Annotated in this window: 14 protein-coding genes and 1 other RNA gene; 12 read left to right on the top strand and 3 right to left on the bottom strand. The window is 33.5% G+C overall.

What is annotated here, in order from left to right; genetic code table 11:
• Positions 1 to 19 precede the first annotated feature (19 nt).
• The 12 genes from AC4BB2_RS07860 (at position 20) to AC4BB2_RS07805 (ending at position 11,682) form a co-directional block, all read left to right on the top strand.
• Positions 20 to 1,450, top strand: coding sequence for a 6-phospho-beta-glucosidase (locus AC4BB2_RS07860; RefSeq protein ID WP_490472409.1), 1,431 nt, complete (start codon positions 20 to 22; stop codon positions 1,448 to 1,450).
• A gap of 785 nt (positions 1,451 to 2,235) precedes the next feature.
• The gene (gene cutC, locus AC4BB2_RS07855; protein ID WP_490472408.1) at positions 2,236 to 4,776 is read left to right on the top strand and encodes a choline trimethylamine-lyase; all 2,541 of its coding nucleotides are present in this window, start codon (positions 2,236 to 2,238) and stop codon (positions 4,774 to 4,776) included.
• Positions 4,777 to 4,909: 133 nt separating this feature from the next.
• Complete coding sequence (locus tag AC4BB2_RS07850; protein ID WP_490472407.1) at positions 4,910 to 5,926, top strand: DMT family transporter; 1,017 nt, start codon at positions 4,910 to 4,912, stop codon at positions 5,924 to 5,926.
• A complete protein-coding gene (locus tag AC4BB2_RS07845) occupies positions 5,926 to 6,204 on the top strand; it encodes a hypothetical protein (protein ID WP_490472406.1) in 279 nt (92 codons plus the stop codon). Before AC4BB2_RS07850 ends, AC4BB2_RS07845 begins: the two co-directional genes overlap by 1 nt.
• A gap of 19 nt (positions 6,205 to 6,223) precedes the next feature.
• Positions 6,224 to 7,174 carry a choline TMA-lyase-activating enzyme gene (gene cutD / locus AC4BB2_RS07840; RefSeq protein WP_490472405.1) on the top strand — a complete coding sequence of 317 codons (951 nt, stop codon included), beginning with the start codon at positions 6,224 to 6,226 and terminating at the stop codon, positions 7,172 to 7,174.
• Positions 7,175 to 7,332: 158 nt separating this feature from the next.
• The gene (locus AC4BB2_RS07835) at positions 7,333 to 8,490 is read left to right on the top strand and encodes a sensor histidine kinase (RefSeq protein WP_490472404.1); all 1,158 of its coding nucleotides are present in this window, start codon (positions 7,333 to 7,335) and stop codon (positions 8,488 to 8,490) included.
• Between the two features lie 16 nt (positions 8,491 to 8,506).
• Positions 8,507 to 9,241: an AraC family transcriptional regulator gene (locus AC4BB2_RS07830; protein WP_490472403.1), complete on the top strand. Its 735-nt coding sequence runs from the start codon at positions 8,507 to 8,509 to the stop codon at positions 9,239 to 9,241.
• 98 nt (positions 9,242 to 9,339) lie between these two features.
• Positions 9,340 to 9,819, top strand: coding sequence for a GAF domain-containing protein (locus AC4BB2_RS07825; RefSeq protein WP_490472402.1), 480 nt, complete (start codon positions 9,340 to 9,342; stop codon positions 9,817 to 9,819).
• A 65-nt stretch (positions 9,820 to 9,884) separates the two neighbouring features.
• Positions 9,885 to 10,316 carry a VOC family protein gene (locus AC4BB2_RS07820; protein ID WP_490472401.1) on the top strand — a complete coding sequence of 144 codons (432 nt, stop codon included), beginning with the start codon at positions 9,885 to 9,887 and terminating at the stop codon, positions 10,314 to 10,316.
• A 208-nt stretch (positions 10,317 to 10,524) separates the two neighbouring features.
• On the top strand, positions 10,525 to 10,848 hold the full coding sequence (locus AC4BB2_RS07815) for a DMT family transporter (protein ID WP_490474683.1): 324 nt from the start codon (positions 10,525 to 10,527) through the stop codon (positions 10,846 to 10,848).
• Positions 10,849 to 10,990: 142 nt separating this feature from the next.
• Positions 10,991 to 11,358, top strand: a transfer-messenger RNA (tmRNA) gene (ssrA, locus tag AC4BB2_RS07810).
• 30 nt (positions 11,359 to 11,388) lie between these two features.
• Positions 11,389 to 11,682, top strand: a complete 294-nt coding sequence (locus AC4BB2_RS07805; protein WP_490472400.1) for a hypothetical protein — start codon at positions 11,389 to 11,391, stop codon at positions 11,680 to 11,682.
• A gap of 124 nt (positions 11,683 to 11,806) precedes the next feature.
• Here the strand turns inward: AC4BB2_RS07805 and AC4BB2_RS07800 are convergent, their stop codons facing one another.
• The 3 genes from AC4BB2_RS07800 to AC4BB2_RS07790 all read right to left on the bottom strand — a co-directional run bounded on the left by AC4BB2_RS07800 (position 11,807) and on the right by AC4BB2_RS07790 (position 15,448).
• Positions 11,807 to 13,258, bottom strand: coding sequence for a hypothetical protein (locus AC4BB2_RS07800; RefSeq protein WP_490472399.1), 1,452 nt, complete (start codon positions 13,256 to 13,258; stop codon positions 11,807 to 11,809).
• A gap of 478 nt (positions 13,259 to 13,736) precedes the next feature.
• Positions 13,737 to 14,651 carry a helix-turn-helix domain-containing protein gene (locus AC4BB2_RS07795; RefSeq protein WP_490472398.1) on the bottom strand — a complete coding sequence of 305 codons (915 nt, stop codon included), beginning with the start codon at positions 14,649 to 14,651 and terminating at the stop codon, positions 13,737 to 13,739.
• A gap of 455 nt (positions 14,652 to 15,106) precedes the next feature.
• Entirely contained in the window at positions 15,107 to 15,448 is a 342-nt protein-coding gene (locus tag AC4BB2_RS07790; RefSeq protein ID WP_490472397.1) for a hypothetical protein, read from the bottom strand.
• Between the last annotated feature and the right edge of the window lie 168 nt (positions 15,449 to 15,616).

Below are 15,616 nucleotides of genomic sequence, written 5' to 3'. Positions count from 1 at the left end.
TTGATGGAGGATGAGTCAAATGTCATTTAGAAAAGACTTTTTATGGGGCGGAGCAACGGCTGCCAATCAATGTGAAGGCGGCTATAATGAAGGTGGACGAGGCTTAGCCAATGTGGATTTAGCACCAGTTGGATCCGATCGTTTTCCAGTAATCACTGGAGAGAAAAAAATGTTTGCATTTGATGAGGAACATTTCTATCCAGCTCAAAATGCGATTGATATGTATCACCGTTATAAAGAAGATATTGCTTTATTTGGTGAAATGGGGTTTAAAACCTATCGTTTGTCGATTGCCTGGAGTCGTATTTTCCCTCTAGGAGACGAAACAGAGCCAAATGAAGAAGGGTTGAAGTTCTATGAAGATTTGTTCAAAGAATGCCGCAAACACGGTATCGAGCCTCTTGTAACGATTACACACTTTGATTGTCCGATGCATCTTGTTGAAAAATATGGCGCATGGCGTAGTCGTGAATTGGTTGGTTTTTATGAAAACTTGTGTCATGTGATCTTTAATCGTTATAAAGGATTAGTTAAATACTGGTTGACCTTCAATGAAATCAATATGATTTTGCATGCACCATTTATGGGGGCTGGTCTTTATTTTGAAGAAGGCGAAAACAAAGAACAAGTGAAATATCAAGCGGCACATCATGAATTATTAGCCAGTGCCATCGCAACAAAAATTGCGCATGAAGTGGATCCAGAAAACCAAGTGGGTTGTATGTTAGCGGCAGGGACAAACTACGCTTATACATGCAAACCAGAAGACGTTTGGGCAGCTCGCCAAGCGGATCGGGAAAACTTTTTCTTTATTGATGTACAATCTCGTGGGGAGTACCCAGCTTATGCGTTGAAAAAATTAGAACGTGAAGGAATTGAATTACCGATTGAAGATGGGGATTTAGAGCTATTAAAAGAACATACAGTAGACTTTATTTCATTTTCTTACTACTCTTCAAGAGTGCAATCTACAGACCCAGCCGTTAACGAACAAACTGCCGGTAATATCTTTGCCTCTGTGAAGAATCCTTATTTACAAGCCAGTGAATGGGGCTGGCAAATTGATCCATTAGGCTTACGAACAACAATGAATGATTTGTATGACCGTTATCAAAAACCATTATTTATCGTAGAAAATGGCTTAGGGGCAGTGGATACACCAGACGAAAATGGGGATGTAATCGATGATTATCGTATTGATTATTTAGCAGCCCATATTCAAGCGATGAAAGATGCAGTAGAACTGGATGGAGTAGATTTATTAGGTTACACCACATGGGGCTGTATCGATTTAGTCTCAGCTGGAACGGGAGAAATGAAAAAACGATATGGTTTCATCTATGTCGATCGGGATAACGAAGGAAACGGTACGTTGAAACGTTTGAAGAAAAAATCATTTAACTGGTATAAAAAAGTCATTGCTACAAATGGGGAAGATTTGACGAATTAGATTCTCATTAAAAGTAGCAAAAGATAAAAATTTACTTTAGTAGTAAGATTATTAAAACAGTTGTTTTACAAAATAAAAAAGTTGTCATGAATTTAACTATTCATGACAACTTTTTTATTATAACTTTCCGTAATCGTATTGATGTTTCGGAGCATGTTTTAAAATTGAATATGCAGCAAGTGTAATCGCAGATAATGTTGCCCCAGTAACCAAGAGTGTTTTCATAAAACAGCCTTCCTTTCGTCAGTTCCTATGTTTATAATCAAGTGCAAAATTTGCACATACGTGGACGGTAGGATTCGAACCTACACCTCATCGGGTCGAGAATAAACATCCGTTAGTCCTCAAAGAGTTTTAACACCACGTTCATCCACAAAAATGTTTAAGTTGTTGTTTACTATAGTTAAACTATATCCTTAATAGATTAAATCAAACATAAAAAAGATTGAAAAAAGTGTGAATTCATTTGAAATTGTTATGAAGAATATAAAGATTGTGAAAAAGAAAGGCATTCACAATCACAATCTCTCTTTTTTACAATAGAAGGTCTTTATTTTAAAAAAATCTATGAATTTTACAAGTTAAACTAAATCATGTAAACAAACTTTTTTTTGTGGAAATGTAAGCGTGAACAGTTTAGTGAATGAAGGAGAGTGGAGGATATATTCAGAATAAAAAAATATAACTGTTAGAAAACATCTGATTTTTTCTTATCACAATATATTAGATGTTTGATCTGCAATCATCAAAAAATCATTTAAAAGAAAACAGAGGAGGAAAAGTAAATGAATAATCAACTTTTAGAAAAACAGTTACTTGATGCTACAAAAAATCTATCTAATACGGAGTCAAAAGAGCTAGTCAAAGTATTTTCTGGTGTCATTCAAGAGTTAAAAGAGGAGGATTCTGTTGTTATATCAAATCCTTCTTCTAGAGAAGCAGATGAGTTAAGCACATTTAGCCCTCGCTTGAAAAAGTTAAAAGAACATTATTTAACCATTCGTCCCTCAGTGACGGCTCATCGAGCAAAAGCAGTGACAGAAATTGCCCAAAAATATTGGGGAATGCCTAAAATCATTTTGCGAGCTAAAGCTTTTAAGCATGCATGTGAAACAGCTCCTTTATTGATTCAAGATAATGAATTGATTGTAGGTCATCCTTGTGGACGTCCACGTGCTGGGGCAGTTGCTCCAGATATTGCTTGGCGTTGGGTACTAGATGAACTTGATACAATTGATTCGCGGCCGCAAGATCCTTTTGAAATTACAGAAGAGACTAAGAGAATGCTCCGTGAAGATATTTTCCCATTTTGGGAAACTCGTTCATTAGATGAAGTTTGTCAGTCTCAATATGAGGAAGCAGGACTTTGGGAATTTTCTGGTGAAGCATTTGTTAGTGATCTATCCTATCACCAAATAAATGGTGGTGGCGATACTTGTCCAGGTTATGATATTTTATTGATCAAAAAAGGAATCAATAAAATCAAAGAGGAAGCAGAAACAAAACTTTCTGAATTATCAATGAGTAATCCAGAGGACATTGAAAAAATTTATTTCTATAAAGCTGAAATCGAAACTTGTGAAGGGATTTTAAATTATTCTAAACGCTTGTCTGATTATGCTAAAGAGCTTGCTGGTAAGGAAAATGATCCAATCCGAAAAGCAGAACTTTTAGAAACCGCAGAAATTTTATTAAACGTTCCAGCAAATCCACCAAAAACATTTAAAGAAGCGCTCCAATCAATTTGGACAATGGAATCATTATTTGTTATTGAAGAAAATCAAACTGGTATTTCATTAGGTCGTTTGGATCAGTATATTTATCCGATGTATAAAGCCGACATCGAAGCTGGGCGAATGACAGAACATGAAGCTATTGAATTATTAGGTTGTTTCTTTATCAAATGTTCTGAATATATGTGGTTGTCTAGTGAAGGCGGGGCAAAATTCTTTGCAGGGTATCAACCGTTTATCAACTGTACAGTCGGCGGAGTAAAACGTACAGGAGGCGACGCAACTAATGAGCTAACATATGCGATTATGGAAGCAATCCGTATGACAAAAGTATATCAGCCTTCATTAGCTTGTCGAATTCATAATCAATCACCACAAAAATATTTGAAAAAAATTGTTGAAGTTGTAAAAGCGGGTATGGGATTTCCAGCATGTCACTTTGATGATTCCCACATCAAGATGATGTTGGCTAAAGGGTTCGGTATTGAGGACGCTCGTGATTACTGTCTGATGGGCTGTGTAGAGCCACAAAAATCCGGTAGAATCTATCAGTGGACTTCAACGGGCTATACGCAATGGCCAATTGCAATCGAATTTGTTTTAAATCGTGGAACCATGAAATGGCATGGCTCAAAACAAGGAATTGATACAGGGGATTTAGATAAGTTTACAACATTTGAACAATTTGATGAAGCCGTTAAAGAGCAGTTAAGAAGAATCGTTCACCTATCAGCGGTTGGAACTGTAATAAGTCAACGTGTCCATTCGGAAGTTGCTCCAAAACCATTGATGTCATTAATGGTCGAAGGCTGTATGGATACCGGAAAAGACGTTACGCATGGCGGAGCAGTAGTCAATAATGGCCCTGGATTAGTTTGGTCAGGTTTAGGGACTTATGTAGACTCAATGGCTGTAATTAAGAAATTAGTTTTTGAAGACCATAAATATACGCTAAAACAAATTAAAGAAGCGTTAGATGCCGATTTTGAAGGATTCGATCAAATAAAACGTGATTGTTTAAATGCACCAAAATATGGAAATGATGATGATTATGCGGATTCGATTGCAGCAGAAATCATTAACTGGACAGAAAGAGAACATCAACAATATGACATGCTTTATTCAAAAATGAGTCATGGAACATTGTCAATTTCTAACAATACACCATTTGGTGAAATGACAGCTGCTACTCCAAACGGTAGAAATGCTTGGGTACCACTTTCTGACGGTATTTCTCCAAGCCAAGGAGCCGATAAATTTGGCCCAACAGCAATCATTAAGTCGGTCAGCAAACTAGGGGTTGAAAGTATGACTATCGGTATGGTTCATAACTTCAAACTACTAAAAGGGATTTTAGAGACACCAGAAGGCGAAAATGGTTTGATCAATCTTTTACGAACAGCTTCAATTTTAGGGAATGGTCAGATGCAGTTTAGTTATATTGATAATGATGTATTACTGAAAGCCCAAGAACACCCAGAACAATATCGTGATTTGATTATTCGTGTAGCGGGTTATAGTGCCTATTTTGTTGAATTATGTAAAGAAGTACAAGATGAGATTATTAGTAGAACAATGATTGAGCATTTTTAGTTTTATATTTTGAGAGGTAGTCTGTTCTTTCTTGTTAGTTTAAAAGTTAAAGAATTGCAAGGAAAAGCTGTTTAGTATAGAAACGATTAAACAGCTTTTGTCTTAACCTCATTTTACAAATGGAGGAAAAAGAATGAATAATGTAAACGACCTAAGTACTTCTACTATTGAACAAGCAAAAATAAAACAAGCCAGCAGTTTTGAGCGTAAAGGGCTACTAAATGGTTTGTCTTCTGGATTACTATTTGGACTGAATAGTGCATTATTAGCTTTAGCCATTTCATTGTTTCTGTTTTCAGATGAACCGAATGCCTATGCTCTTCCTTTAGTATTTGCTGGATTTAATGATTTTTTAGCAGCAATTTGGTTGATTATTTATAATGCATATCAGGGTAGATTAAAAGAAATTTTTAGAAGTTTAAAATTATTTCCAGGTAAAATGACTTGTTTAGCAGCTTTAATGGGTGGACCAGTTGCACAAGGTGCGTATCTCTTAGGAATTGCTTTTGCAGGACCAACATATGCAGTGCCAATTTCAGCATTGTGTCCAGTGGTTGGAGCTTTGCTTTCGGCCGTTTTCTTGAAAGAAAAAATTACCCAGCGCGTTTGGGCTGGTATGGGAATTTGTGTAGTAGGTGCAGTTGTTATTTCTTATACACCACCTGCAGGAAATGTAGAAAATTTTTATTTAGGTATTATTTGTGCAGCAGTTGCTGCTCTAGGTTGGGGACTTGAAGGAGTTCTTTCAGCGTTTGGAGGTTCTGTTCTTGATCCTAAAGTAACGATTACGATTCGTGATATTACTTCTGGATTAACATTCTTTTTGATCGTTATGCCTTTAGTGAATGGTTTTGGTGTCTTTCAACATGTATTTCAATCGCCAAAAACTTTGGTTGTCTTATCATTAGCAGCATTAGTTGCAGCAGTTTCGTTTTTACAATGGTATAACGCAAATAGTATGTGCGGAGTAGCCAAAGGAATGGCTTTGAATAGTACGTATGTAATGTGGGGGATTATTTTTTCAGCAGTTGTTTCACAAGATTTTTCAGCGATTACACCAACAGTTATTATAGGTGCATTACTTATCACGTTTGGAGCAATCATGGTGTCAGTAAATCCACTTTCATTCTTTAAAAAGGAGGCAGTGTAATGAGTGAAACTTTGTTACCTTTACGTTTTCGTGTGTTAAAAGAGTTAGAAGGACAAAAAATGCATTTTCAAGAATTGATGACATGCCTTCATCAAGAATATGGTGCAGAAAAACAGTTTAACGAAACAGCATTTTTAGACCATGTACTTGCTTTAAAAGAAAATGGTTTATTAGATGCAGCGGATGCATACATTAATGAGGAAAATCAATTATTAACGACTTATCAGATAAATGATGCTGGAAAAGAAATGTTAAGAAAATATTTGCCGAAAAAATAAAGGAAAGTAGTGAGAGAAGATGTTGTCAGCAAATAAAACGGCCCGGATCTTTAATATTCAGAAATATTCTATTTATGATGGGGACGGGATTCGTACGCTAGTCTTCTTTAAAGGCTGTCCGTTACGGTGTAAGTGGTGTTCGAATCCAGAAAGTGTGGAATCAGGTTTCCAAGTCATGAAACAAAATTCGCTATGTGATGATTGCGGGATTTGTGCCGAAGTTTGTCCAAGTAATGTTCACAAAATGCGTACCACTGTTGATGGCCGTAAAGAACATTTTATTGATCGAGAAATTACTTGCAGTGGCTGTCGTATTTGCGAAGAAAGCTGTCCTAAAAATGCATTAAAAGTGATGGGACAGGATATGACAGTTCCAGAAGTGATGGATATTATCTTACAAGATACATTGTTTTATCTGAGTTCAAATGGTGGTGTTACACTTGGTGGAGGTGAAGTGACTTATCAGGGGGATTTTGCTGTAGAGCTTTTAGCAGAATGTAAAAAGAACGGTATTCATACAGCAATCGAGACATGTGGTTATACTAAATGGGAAACCATGGAGAAATTTGTTGATGTGACGGATTTATTTTTATTTGATGTAAAGCATTTTGATCCTGAACGGCATCGTGAATTAGTGGGTGCAAGAAATGAACGGATTATGACAAACTTGGAACAGTTGTTCCAAGCAGGAGCAAATATTTCAGTTAGAATGCCTTTGATTAAAGGGTTAAATGATTCGATGGAAACACTAAAAAATACTGTTTTACACATTAAAAAGATTCAAACAAACGGTTATTTAAAAAGTATCGATATTTTACCTTATCACAAACTAGGTGTGGCGAAGTATGAACAATTAGGACAACATTATCCTTTAGAAGATATAGATATGTCTTATACTGATGAGGAGCTTGAAAAAATCAAAGAATATATGGCTCAATTTGATTTACCAATCAGAGTAGTCAAACATTGAGAAAAGTCGTTGATGGATAAATTGAGGTCCTTCAATCTCATTTCAATACACTTTACAAATTAGGTAACTATGGCAGGGTTAAAAGCTTAAATTACAGCGAATGTTATTTATGTTATACTTTAAGTAAACATATTTAGTATTGAAAAGGAGCGAATAGTGTGGAAAATGTTTATCTAACCGTCTACACCAGCTCAGAGCTTTCTCAACAAACAGTTGAACAGTCCAAAGAACTATTAAAAAGATTTCCATTCAAGGTACGTCCGCGTTTTGAATCTTTCAATAAAGTGAGTTCAAGCTTCGATGCAACGAATCAAAGTTTCTGCAAGCGATCAACGGATTGTTCTTCTTGTCCATCAAGCAGTGGTATTTTTAGAAAGAAGAAAATTGCTTCTTATTGTCATCGCTGTAGTTATGGATTAAGTAAATTCATTTATCCGTTTAAGTATAATGGAAACGAACGGGGCTTGTTGATTTTTGGCCCTTTTTTTAGAGATGAGACAGATCTTAACTTATTGATTGTATCTGATATCGATAAGGCTGGTGCAAATGAGAAAATGAATATCTTACACCTTTTTGAAGAGGAGGAATTAGAAACAGTTGAAAATTTCGCTTCAGTCTTTGCGGCTTTTTTATCTCAAACTTTAACAAGAGAAAAATTGGAAAAAGAACAACAGAAGACTGAAAATAATTTGAAAATTCTATCTCAAAAAATTGAACATATAGAAAACCAGGACAATATCAAAGGACTAACACCTTATTTTGTATTTAATTCACTAACTACATTAGCAAGACTTGCTCACTTTAATGAAAATACGGATTTAGAAGAAGCTATCTATAAGTTATCAAGTGTTATCCGTTACAATTATCAATCACAAAATCATTTCATTTCTTTAAATGAAGCATTCGATTATTTAAATAACTATTTAGAAATTAGTACAACTAGATTTATGAATCGATTATCCTATCAGGTTGATCTTCCACCAGAATTGGCAGAGTATCGTATACCTGTGATGACACTGATTCCAATTGTAGAAAAATTACTAGAAATCAGACTGTCCAAGTATGGAGAGGATTGTTCTCTCTTGTTTACAGTAGCTGAAACAAAAGGCAGCATTATCATTACTATTCAAGAACAGATTCATTTAGAGAAAAAAAGAGAATTACCAATAGAAGATGAATTTCTACATGTTGTTGCTAAGAGTAACGCTAGATTGATTGAATTATTAGGAAATCAGGCGCATGTTAAGATGTTGGAAACGTTGAATAAGTTAATTGTAGAGGTTATGATTCCAGCTTCAAAAGGGTTAACATTATGACCAGAGGATGACGTATATGAAAAATATAATGATTGTGGAAGAAGATGAATTAGAGCGACAATTTATAAAAGAGATTATTAAAGAAAATTATCAGCGAGAAAATCTAAATGTAGTTGAAGTTCAGAATGGGTGTGAAGCGCTGAAGAAAGCTAGAGTATTTCAGCCAGAGCTAGTTGTTATGGATATTGAGGCAGCAGGTATTAATGGATTAGAATTACAAAAAAAAATGCTCCAGATCAAACCAACGATTTATACAATCTGGACGTCTATATATTCTAATTTCGATTTGTTAAGTCAAGGTTTAAGTTACAATATTCGTGGCTATTTACTAAAACCATATTCGAAAACGCAGATGATGCAGCACCTGGATAAGTTTATGACCCGTAAGAAAAAATATACACTTTCAGAAAATTATAATAAGCAATTTAGCGAAGGAATCAATAAAGCCATTCAATTTATCAAGAAAAATTTTAAACAGAAAACAACGATTGATGATATTGCTAGTCATGTCTATTTGAATCCTCAATATTTTGGACGATTATTTCGAAAAGAACTTGGGATTAGCGTGAGTGATTATATCAATTTATTGAAAATAGAAGAATCCTGTCGGCTTTTACATGAAACAGATTTGCCCTTATATCGAATTGCAACAGAAGTAGGATTTGCAGATTCTTCATACTTTACCAGAGTGTTTACGAAGCATTTAAAGATGACACCTCATGAATATCGAAAACAAGAAGCTGCTAAATAATTCATAAAACAGCATTTTCTAATATAAGCTTATGATATAATAAGAAAATAATTAATGGATTTCTTATTTATATACTTAAAAGAGAGTGTGAAGGAAATATGTGGAAAACAAAAGAAGAAAAAATTTCGGCATATCAATTATTAGTACAGCAACAAGCCGCAATCATTGAAATAGAGCACGATAAAATTGCTAACTTAGCAAATTCATCTGCACTACTAGCAGATGCTTTACCGAATACTGTTTTCGCAGGCTATTATTTATTTGATGGAGAAGAATTAGTTTTAGGTCCATTTCAAGGGAAAGTTTCCTGTACTAGAATTAAAATGGGAAAAGGTGTTTGCGGAGAGTCTGCTGAAAAGCGCGAAACTTTAGTAGTAGATGATGTGAAAAATCATAAAAATTATATTTCCTGTGACTCGGCTGCTCGATCTGAGATAGTTGTTCCTATGGTAAAAGATGGGAAGTTAGTAGGTGTTTTAGATCTCGATAGCTCAGTAACAAACGGTTATGATGAAGTAGATCAAGAATATTTGGAACAATATGTTTCAGTGCTATTAAAAGAGACCAATTTTTTGTGAAACGTGAGCCTTCTTTTCGCATTATCTATTTTTACATGAGATAATCAAAAAAATAGATAGAGAGGATGACTATCATGTTAGAAGTATATTTGAATTTTAAGAATCAAGCATCTGAGGCCATTGCTTTTTATGAAACGGTTTTTGATGTGAAAAACGAGGGAATAATGACATTTGCTGATGCTCCGCAAGATCCTGAAAATCCAACTCCGGAATCATGGGAAAATTTGGTAATCAACTCTTCGATGACAATCGAAGGTGTACCTGTGATGATCTCAGATGTTCCTGATGGGATGGGATTTCCATTTATTGAAGGGAATAATGTTTCTTTAGTAATCAGTACAGGTGATGAAACGAAGATTGATCGGATTTTTGCACGCTTATCAGAAGGTGGAAAGGTAACTATGCCACTAGGTGAGACATTTTGGTCTAAAAAATATGGGATGGTCGTTGATAAATTCGGTATTAATTGGATGCTTAATTATGATGTGGAATCTTGAATTTGAAGTAGTGTATGCTGTTTAACTATTAAGAATCAATTAGGTAGGTATAAGAAATCATCGATGGATTTTAGATGTTAAATCCATCGATGATTTCTTGTTTTCAGAGTAAAAAAGAACATTCGAATAGACCAACATAAAGAATATTTATTTGAGTAAAATTTTTTGATATAATGTTTAGGAAATAATTGAGGAGGAAAAGCATGTGATCGGATATTTGTATCTTTTTATCGCTGTAATCAGTGAAGTTATAGCAACAAATCTTTTAAAGGCAACGGATGGTTTTACTAAAATAGTCCCTTCTTTAGAATGTGTTGCTGTTTATGCGATTTGTTTTTATAGTTTATCCAAAGCAATAAAATATATGCCATTAAATGTTGCCTATGCGTTATGGGGAGCGATTGGAATTATCTTGATTACTTTTTTTTCAGTTATTTATTGGAAAGAACCAATAAATACACCTACAATTGTTGGAATTGGTTTTATTGTCATTGGAACAATTCTAGTCAATATTTTTGGAACAGGTCATTAGAACAATTAAAGTGAATCCGAAGTATGTAATAATGATGTATCTTGATTAAGTAGAACAGTGAGAAATCAGTCTCTGAATCTTTAATAATCAAGAAAAATATGTTATACTAACAAAAGCGTATATTATGCTATTTAATCTTAACGGGGACGTTACGGATTCGACAGGCATAGTTGAGCTTGAATCGCGTTTCGTAGGTTACGTCTACGTAAAAACGTTACAGTTAAATATAACTGCTAAAAACGAAAATAATACTTTCGCTCTAGCTGCGTAAAAACAGCGGGTGAAGATCCTCTCGGCATCGCCCATGTGCTCGAGTAAGGGTCTCAAATTAAGTGGGATACGTTAAATTTTTCCGTCTGTAAAATTTAAAAGAGATCATCAGACTAGCGAGAGTTTGGGCCTGTTATGCGGCATGAACTTCAGCGAATCCTTAAAATAGTATGACTATGAGCGTAGAAGTTTAAGTGACAATGTGTTTGGACGCGGGTTCGACTCCCGCCGTCTCCATAATTTTTATGGAGACAGACAGTAGAAACGTTGATGTACAGAGGTTTGTACAGCGTTTCTGCTGTCTATTTTTTTGCATTGAATGCCATCACTATAATTCTACGTAATTTGCAAACAAAGCGGCAGTCTGTTCTTGTTTTTCCTTTAATACATGAAAAAAAGGGTGAACAACTCTTCGAGGAGATTAGGAAAGCTTTACACTATTATCTGAAAGATTTTGTTTTTGATGGCGAAGCCATGACTCAAGCGCAACGAGAATTTTCTCAAAGAGAAGAGGACTATGTTGATTTAGTAACTAAAGATCGTAGAGCAATTCTAAGAAAATAAAAAGAAAATTAGACTGGAATGTGCTCGGTTCAACACCGAATTCATACCAGTCTAATTAATTAATCTATATACTATTTTTCAGTTCTAATGTCCTTTTATAAATGAATCAATTGTGGCACAATCATCAATGATTTTCAATTTTTCTTGTAAATAAATTCCTTAAAATCAATAGACAAGCCAACAAAACGGAAAAAATACTTGAAATTTTTTGAATAGTCGTCTTTGTATACGAGATAGTAATATCATGTACACCTTTAGCAAGTTTAACCGTAACAAGACCATCTTTATTGTAATTTCCAATGACCTTTTGATTATCTTTAACTTCGTATCCTTTGTAGTAAAATTTTGGTAACTGGACTTCAGAATTACCACTCGTTTGCAAATTGTATTTACTATGATTGTATTGATTGATCTTGTAGGTCAAAGAATCAGTATAAGGAACGCCGTTAACGATTAAATTAGGGGAAGCAAAATATTTTTTAAAATCAGTATCTTTTACTAAGTATTCTTTTCCATGTCCGATTTCCGACTCATAAAAATCAGAATAGTTTTTGTTGGTTACGGTCGCGCTATTTTGAAGGTTACCTTGCATTAAGTTATTTACATTAAAGCCGACAGTCAAAAGACTGCTCAAACTGACAAATATAAACACATTCTTACTAGAAAGAAAATGAAATTGCTCAATCAAATTAACCGCAAGTAAACTAGCAAAGAAAGAAGCAAATAACAATAAACGCCATGGAAACTGTATCTTTGCTAAAATAGAGACTTTAAACATCGCCCAAGGGAAAAGGTTTGTAGTCAGGATAATTAAAAAGACTGTAATTAATGTTAAGCGTTTATTGGTTGGTGTTAATTTAGGATAGTTAAAACCTGCGATAATAACTGTGAACAGTAGTAATAAACCAATATTTGGTTTTAGCTCGCTATAAGGTGCACTTAAATTTGCAAGACTATTAACAAATAGATTTCCTAAACTAAAGTTCAAGCCACTTGTCCACAATGTTGTGTGATCAAAGTTAAAGGTCAAATGATAGGTTTGTTCCAGATAAGGAAACAAGAACCAAGCAGATAATCCGATAGTGAGCAGTCCCGATTGAATCAAGTTTTTGATTTGAGTTTGTCTACACTTTTTCCAATGAATCAATATAAAAAGAAGTAGTAGAATAAATGAATAGAACGCTGTAATCAAGTGACTGGCAATCAGCAAACTCATACTAACCGCCAATAGTTGCCAACGAGGCTTATTACTATAAAAAATGGAGTAAATACCTAAAACAAATAAAGGCAAAAAGGCAAAAGCTAAGGTTTCTCCAAGAGCAGCTCGAACAGACTGATCAATCAAACGATAAGTCGAAAGGGTATAAAAACAAGCAAACAACAACGCCTGCTTTTGCTTGTTTTTGATAGAGTACAAAAAAAAGTAAGAGGTAGCTGCTGTAAAAAAGCTAATCAGTAACTGATATAAATAATAAGAAGGTACAAAAGATAGTCCAATTATCCGAAAAAAAGTAAAAGGAAACAACAGAATTGATGGATAAAATAAATCTGCACCGTATCCAAAATTTAATCCCATATTAGGAAAGACTCTTGGAAAAAAGTCAAGATGCTTAACTGCTTGATAGTAGCTTTCCAATCTAGTTCGATGAAATAAGAGATCATCTTGGTTGAAAATATAGTTATTAAAAAAATAAGGGAAAATGGAAATCATACTTATCCATAATAAGAATAGCAAAATAATAATGTTCGTTTTATTTCGTTTAATAGTCAACTGAGTTCGCCTGCTTTGTGTATTTTTATTTTATTTTAACAGAAAACGGAATATTAATATAAGATAAACCTTGGAAAATAGATTATCGTTAAGTGAACTCAAGGGGGATTTGTAAAAAATAGATGAACAAAAAAACATTTACTTCAGGGTTGAAATTGATAACATTTAGTGATATTATAAATGTACCCTAACAGTATTTTCATTTTACTCAATCCGAGTAATACTCCGTATCCCACCTTGAAAAAGGTGGGATATACTGTTTTATTGAATTTTTGACAACACTTTAACTTTCTTTCAGCAATCCAACAGTGTAATTATTCAATAATTTCTCACTATCTCTTTCATGAGTTAACATCTTGACTTCTTTTTTTACATTCGTTGCATGTGTGACATCACCTGCATTTTCTAACAAATGAATGAAGTCGTAGACACGTTCCATATAAACTGGTTCTCCATCCAGCAGATAATTTAAAAGATTAGTTAAGTATTGTAAATTTAACTTAAAATTATAATTTTCATTTTGTCTATCTTGTTTTTTTGCTAGCTTAATGTATTTTTCTGCACCTTCGTAATCCTTAGCATATAATTTTAAAGAAATTAGATTAATCAGGATGTTATGAGCGAATTTCTTTGTGGTAAAATCACGTTGTTCCTCATATTTAATTGGAAACATCTTAGCCAGAAGTAAATCGGTTTGTTTGGCATTAAAAAATTGAATAAGATTATTGGTAATTGCATAATCATATTGAAGATAGAATGATTTATTTAATAAGTTCTCTAAAGTATCTGTTATTTCTTTTGGAGTAAGTTCATTTACCTCGACCCATTGATCATGAAAAAAACTCTTAATTGCTATATAATTTGATAGCTCTCGTAGTGTTTTTTCTTCTTTATTTTTTAAAGAAGAATAATAATTTAGAAGCTTTTGTTTTGTAGTTTTATTTTCTAGATGGTTAGCACAATAGTAAAAGTATTTTCTGAAATCTTGTTGCTCTTTGTCAAAGGTTGCAAAATGAAAAAATTCTTCAGTATTAACAGAAATATGACTCAATATTTCTTCTAATTCGCTTACCTTCAATGAGCGTCGCTCACTTTCGATTTTTGAATATGTTGAAGGATCTGTATATACAGGCATCATTTCTTTTTGAGTAAGTTTTAGTTTCAATCTAAAAAAACGTAAAGTATCTATGATGTTCAAGGGTTTTCCTCCTTTTTTATGCGATTATAGCATGAAAAAGGAGGGGAATGCCTATTTTTTATAAGAAATTTCGAATATTTTATATTTCACATGCTAATTTCGCATTTTGCGATTTTTTTACTTTCAATTTTGTTTGTTGTTTGTTATTCTGTACTTTAGGAAAGTTATTTGTTTGCAAACTCTGATTTTTTCAAAAACTAAATATGGAGGTGTCCGTAATGGTTTCTTTTTTTACTTTAGTTTCAGGAGCTATTAGTGTTTATGTAATTTGTATTGGAGCCTAAAGATATATTCATTTAATTGAGTTTAAGTCATCAAAATAATTTTTGCGAACAAAAAATTTAACTAAAAACTAGATGTATAAATAAAAAGTGCGTAACAAAAAAAGTGCAAAATAGTAGCTTCTGATTTACTTTTCCTGTTGAATGAAGTAAATCAGAGGCTATTATTTATTTTTATAGGCTTCTTTCTAAATCTTCAGAAGCTATTGTCGGAAGTACATATTGTTCTAATTTATATTTTGCTGATAATGTCTTTGAAAACATTTTTTCTTGAGCGATTTTCATATAGTTGAAAAAGTCAATTTCGCTTTCAGTTGGCTTTTCTCTTGATAGGATTTCTTTACTGTAGGTAAGGGCAATTGATTCAGCAAAATAATAAGAATCATTTTTAGAAATGGAAAGTCGTAGAGTATCACCAAATAAAATATTGTTTTCTTCAGTAAAGTCATCTTTTTTCAAATCTATCAACCATGTATTATGAAAAGTCGTCGTTACTTTTACCAAGTTTTGTCCCATTTCTTATTTCTCCAATCGATAAAATAATATATGAATAACTAGGTTATATTATATCAAATAGTAATCATAATTGTACATAAGGTTCGTGTGGGTCTTTCTCATAATGATTTTAATTCAAATTTTTAAGTTTTTAAATCATTGATATGATAAAATAGACAAATAATGACA

The organism is Enterococcus sp. AAFC-DPL-5146 (assembly GCF_058216635.1).
The sequence above is the reverse complement of the archived record's forward strand: the minus strand, read 5'-3'. Positions and strand labels throughout refer to the sequence as shown.